Source organism: Okeania sp. SIO2B9 (assembly GCF_010672505.1).
Taxonomy (GTDB): Bacteria; Cyanobacteriota; Cyanobacteriia; order Cyanobacteriales; family Microcoleaceae; genus Okeania; species Okeania hirsuta.
The window spans coordinates 1-1583 of sequence record NZ_JAAHGK010001535.1; the positions used below are offsets into that span (position 1 = coordinate 1).

A 1583-nucleotide genomic window follows, 5' to 3' on the forward strand; every position below is an offset into this window, starting at 1 on the left:
TAGATATTGGTTGTGGAACAAGAATTTATAGCAAAGAAATTCTCAATCACATTCAATTACAGCAACCGATTATTTGTGTCGATCCTTCTGCGGAAATGCTACAAAAAATTCCGGCAAATAGTCGATTAAATCCTGTAGAAATGGATGGAGTAAAATTCTCTCAAAAACCAGGAATTTATAACAAAATTTTCTTAAAAGAAGCTATCCATTATATAGAGGAAAAATTTCTACTATTCCAGAATTTATAGCAAAGACTAACTCCTAGAGGAATTTTCTTATTATTGCTCTTACCACCCACTATTGAGTATCCTTTATTTGCTAAAGCACTAAAATTGTACGAAAAAAAACAACCTCACTATCAAGAACTAATTGATTTACTTCAAAAAGTAGGTTTTGTTGTCGATTATGATATTATAGAGTACCCTTTAGAATTGCCAAAAAGTCAGTATTTTGAAATGGTAGAAAATCGTTATATGTTTTTGCTTTCTGAATTTAATGATACTGAATTAGCAGCAGGTTTAAAGGAAATGGAAGAGAAATATCAGGATAAATCAGTTTTGAAATTTAGCGATCACATGGTTTTTATAGCAGCAACTAAACCTGAGTATATCTGAAGTCAGTAGGGGTGAATGGCTATTGGCCCCTACGTTCTTGCCATGACTAATCCTGCAATTTGTAAATATACCAGCGATCATTGCTATATATGCTAACTATTCTCTTTTGTAGATAAACGTTGCAGAGATATGCTTGCTGCTTGAGATACTTGAGGATGGCTATCTTTTTCCAAATATTTCAAGGCAGATATACTCTTAGGAGTAGGCATATTTCCTAAAGCTTCTGCTAAACGTTGGCGAATTAACCAATCTTCTGAAAGAGCAAACTTGAGAATATGTTCCACTGCTTCTAAGTCTCCAATTTCTCCTAAAGCCGCGATCGCTGCTTGTTGTATCACCATTTCTTGATTATCTAAAGCATCGATCAATAAATCATGGGCACGGGGATCTTTGAGGTTTCCTAGAGAAACTGCGGCACTGAAACGTACTAACCAACTGGTATCTTCATAAAATGCTCTTGCTAAGGGTTCAAAAGCTCTAATATCCTCCAGATAACCTAACGCCCCCGCAGCATCAGCACGAATTCCATAGTCTGCATCTTTTTCTAACAATTCTACTAAAATTGAGTAGCATTCCTCTGTCTGTTTTACACCCAGGGCAAATACTGCCATGGAGCGTACTGGTAAATTTGGATCATTCAATACTTTTTTAATTAAAGGTACTGCCTCAGTCGCAGATACTTCTCTTAGATGGGCAAGGGCAAGAAGGCGATCGCGAGAATTTTCACTATCTAATTGGACAGATATTTGCTCTAAACTCATATTTTGCATATTTGGCCTTTATTTGTAAAACTTTACATTTATCTTATATTATAGTTATTGACATCCTCCCGACGCTGCTCTGTGAGACAGCGCGGCATTCCCTCACATTGCTGGTAGGGGCTTTCTGTTGCCTTTTGACAGAGGAGCTGCGTTAACATAGTACCCGCCTTCCGGGATTTACTCCCTTCGGGTCTTACAGTGGCTCCAC

General features: G+C 37.3%; 3 protein-coding genes. 2 read left to right on the forward strand and 1 reads right to left on the reverse strand.

Translation table 11 applies throughout. The annotated features are described in order from the left end of the window. Both F6K13_RS32370 and F6K13_RS32375 read left to right on the forward strand, forming a co-directional pair. Window positions 1-248, forward strand: a 248-nt coding sequence (locus tag F6K13_RS32370) for a class I SAM-dependent methyltransferase (RefSeq protein ID WP_287289798.1), incomplete at its 5' end; no start/stop codon positions are given. Between the two features lie 33 nt (window positions 249-281). Then, complete coding sequence (locus F6K13_RS32375) at window positions 282-614, forward strand: hypothetical protein (protein ID WP_287289800.1); 333 nt, start codon at window positions 282-284, stop codon at window positions 612-614. A 92-nt stretch (window positions 615-706) separates the two neighbouring features. Here the strand turns inward: F6K13_RS32375 and F6K13_RS32380 are convergent, their stop codons facing one another. Continuing rightward, on the reverse strand, window positions 707-1384 hold the full coding sequence (locus F6K13_RS32380; RefSeq protein WP_287243959.1) for a HEAT repeat domain-containing protein: 678 nt from the start codon (window positions 1382-1384) through the stop codon (window positions 707-709). Between the last annotated feature and the right edge of the window lie 199 nt (window positions 1385-1583).